The sequence below is a fragment of the Candidatus Cloacimonadota bacterium genome (assembly GCA_011372345.1).
Taxonomy (GTDB): domain Bacteria; phylum Cloacimonadota; class Cloacimonadia; order Cloacimonadales; family TCS61; genus DRTC01.
This window is the reverse complement of sequence record DRTC01000182.1, coordinates 1-6,087: the sequence shown is the minus strand read 5'-3', so window position 1 is coordinate 6,087 and position 6,087 is coordinate 1. Positions and strand designations below refer to the sequence as shown.

Sequence of the window (6,087 nt, the reverse complement as noted above, 5' to 3'; positions counted from 1 at the left end):
TGATTCAACCATTTCAACCAATTCAACCAGTTCAACTAATTCAACGAGTTCAACCATTGCGAAGATTTCGTTCCTCAACCATTCGCAAGGTTTCAATATGGTCGCAATTCTCAACTCGAACTCTCCGTCAACTGACGGATCGTTTCAAGTCGTGTCTCGCTTAATTTTTCATTTAATATATTAGACCTTCAGATTAGATAAGTGATCGTCTTTTCCGTTTCCGGATCAAAAAAATGTGCTTTTTTCATATCAAGTGTGATCTTGATCTTCTTATCGATCGGAGGTAATTTTTTCGGATCGAAACGAGCCGTGATATTGGAATTTCCGGTAGTCATATAAACGATAAATTCATTTCCCATCGGTTCGACAACTTCGCAGAGAGCTTCGATCTTCTGCGGAATTTCTGCTAATGTATCAAAATCCGAATCATAAATATCTTCGGGACGAACTCCCATTGTTAATTCTTTGTTGGTGTAAGCAGTTAGTTTAGATTTTATCTCATCAGGAATATTTACCTGGAAATTACCTTCATCAAAAACAAGTTTTCCTTTTTGTTCAGTAATCTTACCTTTAAATTGGTTAATGGAAGGACTTCCAATAAAACCGGCAACAAAGAGATTTATCGGATTATTATAGATGTTGATCGGAGAATCTATCTGATGAATATCACCGTCTTTCATAACCACGATCTTATCAGCCATGGTCATCGCTTCTATTTGATCATGAGTTACATAGATCATGGTTGTATCGAGCTTTTTGTGAAGTTTAGTGATTTCAGCCCGCATCTGAACTCGAAGTTTTGCATCGAGATTGGAAAGAGGTTCATCGAAAAGAAATACTTTAGGATGACGAACGATCGCTCTTCCTAACGCAACTCTCTGTCTTTGTCCCCCGGAAAGTTGTTTTGGCTTGCGATCGAGAAGCTCTTCGATTCCCAGAAGTTTAGCAGATTCCGTCACAGTATTTTTTATGTCGTCTTTTTTGAATTTTCTCAGCTTCAAGGCAAAAGCCATATTGTCAAAAACAGTCATGTGAGGATAAAGTGCATAATTCTGGAAGACCATCGCAATATCGCGGTCTTTCGGCTGAATATTATTAACAACTCGATCACCGATCTTGATCTCTCCTGAACTGATATCTTCCAGACCTGCTATCATTCTTAAAGTTGTTGATTTTCCGCAGCCTGAAGGTCCTACCAGAATTACGAATTCTTTATCTTCAGCGATGAAATTAGCATTTTTGACCGCATGAAAACCATTTTCATAAAATTTATCTACTTTCTCGACAACAACTTGTGCCATTGATTTCCTCCAACAATTGAATTATTCTTGCGAGTGATACTTTTAATTTATGATTTTATGTCAATATGAAAATCTTGAAACAAAAAAAGCCCTGAAAAATCAGGGCTTCTAAACTCTTTTGTATTTGAAGATTATTTCGTTAAGATCATCTTCTTGGTATAAGTATTTGAATCAGTTTTCAGCACATAAAGATAAATACCTGACATAACCTCTCTTCCTGAACTGTCTTTTCCATTCCATGCAACTTCTCGGGTTAAATTATCTGCTGAAATATCACCTGAAAATAATGTTTTTACTTTCTGACCTTTTGTATTGTAAATTGTTAGATCAGCAAATCCTGCTTCTTTCATGGCAAATTTAATACTGGTTTGCGGATAAAATGGGTTTGGATAATTATAGAAGTCATTAGTATTAATTTCCGGTATAAAATCAGGATTGTCATTTACATCAGGAATAGTTATTGAAATCGGACCGTAACCGTCAGTTTCTCCAGAACCGTCTTTGCTCTCAATCCAATACCAGTATGTGTTATTAATTTCAACAGGATATTCATCGATGAAAGAATAATCAGTTGGTTCAAATGTTGTTCCTGCTCCCGGGATCATCAACGAATTAATTTGCATGGCTTCGTCGTTTTCAAGAGCATCATAAGATTCTCCCCGATAAATATTAAATCCTGAATTATCCGATTCTGTCTGAGTGGTCCAATAAATCGATGGTGCATTATCGATGTAACGAGCCATGAATGTCGAAAGCTCAACGGGTACAGGTTCATCATAATAATACTTGACCCGGACTTCTGCTCTTGCATCTGTTGTGGCAACAATCGTAACATTCGACGCTCCCCCAAAACCATATTCGGTATTAGAAGCATCAGTTTGAATATCAATAGCGAAATTACCGGTGCCGGTGAATTTAGCTAAATCGGAAGATAAAAAATATGTAAGTGTTTCGGAATCAGAACCTTCCACATCATAAACAACTTTCGTTTCATCCGGTTCAAACCATGATCCTGGATATGTCGATGCATACGAAATAACTGTTAGATCAGGATCTTCAGTAAGTCCTGCGATATTAACATCAAATTCAATTGGAAAACGGACAGTAGCCCAGATCGTTCTTCCTACAGCATCATTATTTGTGATTGTTATATCATGAATCGTGTAAGCAATTTCCGTAAGTTGAACAATATTCAAAGTTCCCCAGGCTGGATTGAACTTACTTAAATAAAGCGTATCATTAAAATCAACAGTTTGATATGGGCCTGTATCGTCAGTAAAAGTCATATCGGCTGCATTAACCAGATTAAAAACTAAAAAAGTCAATAAAAAACAAAAAACAAATCTTTTCATAATCCCTCCTCAAAGGATAAAATTTATATTCTTCTCAAAATTCACATCTATATTTTTACCTCGGTGCAAAAAAACTATAAGGGTGCATATTGTGTCAATTGTTTTTTTATTTTTTTTTATTTTTTAGTTATTTAATCTTTAAATAAAACCTAAAAACTGCTCCTAACTCAAACAGGAGCAGTTAAATACGATTTTACTTTCTTGGTAATATTATTTTGTGATTACCAGTTTTTTTGTGTAAATGCTATTACCAATTTTAAGAACTGAAAAATAAATTCCGGAAAGAACACGATTTCCTGATTCATCCAAACCATTCCAGGTAACAGAAATCCTTTTATCAACTTCTGTGATATTATTGCTGAATAAGGTAATTATTTTCTGTCCTTTTGTATTATAAATGGAAATTTCTGTGTAGCCCTCTTCTTTTGGAATGAAACTTATTTCCGTACTTTGAGAAAAAGGATTCGGATAATTTTGTAATGCAAAGGGATTCTCACTGTCTGGTGGAGTTGGATCATCTTCGTTAATCGAAGGAATTGTGATTGATATCGGACCATAATTTTGTGTTGTTCCTGCTCCATCCAGACTTTCGATCCAGTACCAGTAAGTATTTTCAACCACAACAGGATTTTCATCAACAAATGTATATTCAGTAGGTTCACTCGTTGTTCCAGCACCTTCAATCATGACATTATTGATCTGTTCAGCATAATCCAAAATTTCATTATCTGACCGATAAATATTCCAGCCGGCATTATCTGATTCAGATTGGGTAGTCCAATTTAGATTGAGAGAGCTGTTTACATATTCTGCGGTGAAGGAAGAGAGTATTACCGGTGTGGGAGGTTCAAAATCAGGAATACAATCTTCCGGATTCGAGTCAAGATTTGTAGTCCATAAATTTGTAAGATGATCGGGACCTCCATCTCCATTAGTATCGGAATTATCAGGTGCTGAATCACAAGCTCCCCAATTATCACCACCAGCAATTACTCCAACAGCCTTTATTACTGCTCCTGTTGGAACAATACAAGGTGTTAAATCTCCATAAATACTAAGCCATGGAATTGCAAGTTCCGCTGTTGTTGTTCCGGCAATTACACAACTACCACCAATCTCATTAGATGCATTATCAACAATGTTCCAGACCCACGGAGAACCACTATTCCAGCTTGCAATCATCAGGTCGATATCATCTGCACTATCAAAAGTGATATTTCTGGGATATGCGCCAGCATAGCCGTTACCACTATTAAAATCTGTTTCTCCGCCTGTAATTCCCATATCAAAATAAACTATCATAGCGTTATCTGATGCTGTATATTCAATTCCGACATACAAATTTACAGCATCCCAGGTAACCCATAAATTATCAAATTCATTTCCTGAACCCCAGGCAGAATCAGTTGTAGGATCATCAACTCGAAGTTCATCCAGATCCCAATCAGAAAGGTCACCATCAATTGTTGGGGTAGTATATGGTCCTCCCAATAACAATGAAACAGAAATTAAAAAGACAGTTAACAAAATAATTTTTTTCATATCTCCTCCTAATTTAATTTTCAATTCCTCTTTTCTTTTTTATCAAAAAACCTGTCAATAAGAAAATATTTTTTATTCGATTATTGCTTTAACTTCATAGAAATATTTATCAACCAAAGCGGCGTTTTCGTCGTTATAGGTGTTTGTATTCAAAGGAAGTGGATTTATCGGAGTTCCAAAATCACCATAAGGATCTTCTGAACGATAAACATTATAAGAAGGATCACCAAAAACAGCATCCCAGTAGATTTCAACATCATTTACATTGATTGTAGTTGTTACATTTTGGGGAACCGGAAGAGTATCATTCCAGTAATTCAAATCTAAAATTTGAGTAGGAGCAGAATCATCGATCGTAAAAGGTCTGTTATTGCAATCTTCCCACCACCAGGTTCTTGCAACTCCATCATCCCTCGTGAATTTATAATCGACATCAAAGGCTGAACCTGCAGGAAATGTAATGGTAGCAGTATAAACCAAATCTTCATCAGGATCAGTTAGACGTTTGCTTCCCGGAGTCCAGTCGAGAGGTGAAACACTTCCTTGAACAGAAACACCTCCAGCATACCAACTCGAATCTAATTCTCCCATATAAACCTGAAATGTAACATCGACTGCTTGAGATGTTCCACCGGCAAAATCATTAAAGAAAACGACCGGAATGACATGATTTTCTTCCGGAGTTGTTATGGTTCGATTTGAAATACTTTCCCATTCACTTCCGTTTATATATTTGTATTCGTAATAAGCTGATTCCAATTCTAATGTTACAGTATAAACATTATCTCGAGTTGGTGGATCCATTGGTGTTGCAGTAGGATTCCAACCATTAAAACTTCCGGCAAGAAAAACACCATCCTCGGAAACTGTCTGGTGCTGCATATCAACCTGAAAAGTAACATCATAAGTTGGTGGTGGCGCATCATTTACAGTTAGATTTCCGATTTCAGCAGCATAATAATAATCCGTATCTCCTGTAAATTGATAACGATATGTATAATCGTATTCTCCCGCTGCCATAGAACACACGAGATTATAAATATACTCATCATTACTGCCACCACCTGCATCTCCAAAATATGATGCAGCAAACCAAGTCCAGGTTTCATCTGGAGTCGAGCCATCAGTTCCGTAACCTAATTCTGCAGTTATTCCTTCTCCTTCACCGGGAGAATCAGTCACTCCAGCCATCCAAACCTGACCGTAAATATTTTCTGTCGTCTCACCTTGAACTATGGAGATTGAAAATGGCCACTGTAAATTTCCCCAACCAATCGAGGTTGAGAAAAGATTCAAACTAAAAACCACAATTAAAATTACTAAAAAAGATAATTTTTTCATCTTTAAATTCCTCCTATAATTTTCAACAAGACAATTTATTTTTTTTTTGATTAATGTAAAGCAAAAAAAACATTGACACTAAAATCAGTGATTAATTATAGATTTTCTAAAATATTCAGAGAAACGAATGAAAAAGATATTAATTTTTATAGGATTAGCATTACTACTTTTGTCCTGCAAAAAAGAGGATATTCTGAAAATCCATCTCTGGCATCAGATGGAACCGGCAAAAGAACCGCTCCTGAAAGAATTAGTAGCAGAATTTATAGAAAAAAATCCTGAAATCGAAGTAATTGTTCTGCATAAAGGAACAGAGGAACTGCGAACAGGTTACCAGGCTGCAGCAGCGTTTACCGGCGGAGGTCCGGAACTTGTTTACGGTCCTTCCGACAATCTCGGTGCTTTTGAAGTGATGAAACTGAAGAACAGCGACAAGAGCATTATCATGCCACTGGAAGATGTTTTTTCTGAAGATTTTCTAAATAAATTCATCGATAAAGGTTTGGTCGAATATAAAGGTCATATTTATCAGATTGCGGATAGACTGGGGA

5 protein-coding genes are annotated in these 6,087 nt (G+C 36.4%); 1 reads left to right on the top strand and 4 read right to left on the bottom strand.

Translation table 11 applies throughout. The features are described 5' to 3' along the window. Positions 1–188 precede the first annotated feature (188 nt). From ugpC to ENL20_03560, 4 genes are all read right to left on the bottom strand, one after another. Entirely contained in the window at positions 189–1,301 is a 1,113-nt protein-coding gene (gene ugpC / locus ENL20_03575; GenBank protein HHE37637.1) for a sn-glycerol-3-phosphate ABC transporter ATP-binding protein UgpC, read from the bottom strand. 131 nt (positions 1,302–1,432) lie between these two features. Beyond that, positions 1,433–2,653, bottom strand: coding sequence for a T9SS type A sorting domain-containing protein (locus ENL20_03570; protein ID HHE37636.1), 1,221 nt, complete (start codon positions 2,651–2,653; stop codon positions 1,433–1,435). 210 nt (positions 2,654–2,863) lie between these two features. After that, complete coding sequence (locus ENL20_03565) at positions 2,864–4,195, bottom strand: T9SS type A sorting domain-containing protein (GenBank protein ID HHE37635.1); 1,332 nt, start codon at positions 4,193–4,195, stop codon at positions 2,864–2,866. A 72-nt stretch (positions 4,196–4,267) separates the two neighbouring features. Next, on the bottom strand, positions 4,268–5,536 hold the full coding sequence (locus tag ENL20_03560) for a hypothetical protein (protein ID HHE37634.1): 1,269 nt from the start codon (positions 5,534–5,536) through the stop codon (positions 4,268–4,270). A gap of 127 nt (positions 5,537–5,663) precedes the next feature. Here ENL20_03560 and ENL20_03555 point away from each other — a divergent pair. Then, a partial coding sequence (locus tag ENL20_03555) for a hypothetical protein (GenBank protein HHE37633.1) occupies positions 5,664–6,087 on the top strand: 424 nt, incomplete at its 3' end.

What these genes read in the sequence shown, in the direction of transcription:
- ENL20_03565 (HHE37635.1), bottom strand. Translation starts at nt 4,195, where the DNA reads ATGAAAAAAATTATTTTGTTAACTGTCTTTTTAATTTCTGTTTCATTG.
- ENL20_03560 (HHE37634.1), bottom strand. Translation starts at nt 5,536, where the DNA reads ATGAAAAAATTATCTTTTTTAGTAATTTTAATTGTGGTTTTTAGTTTG.
- ENL20_03570 (HHE37636.1), bottom strand. Translation starts at nt 2,653, where the DNA reads ATGAAAAGATTTGTTTTTTGTTTTTTATTGACTTTTTTAGTTTTTAAT.
- ugpC (HHE37637.1), bottom strand. Translation starts at nt 1,301, where the DNA reads ATGGCACAAGTTGTTGTCGAGAAAGTAGATAAATTTTATGAAAATGGT.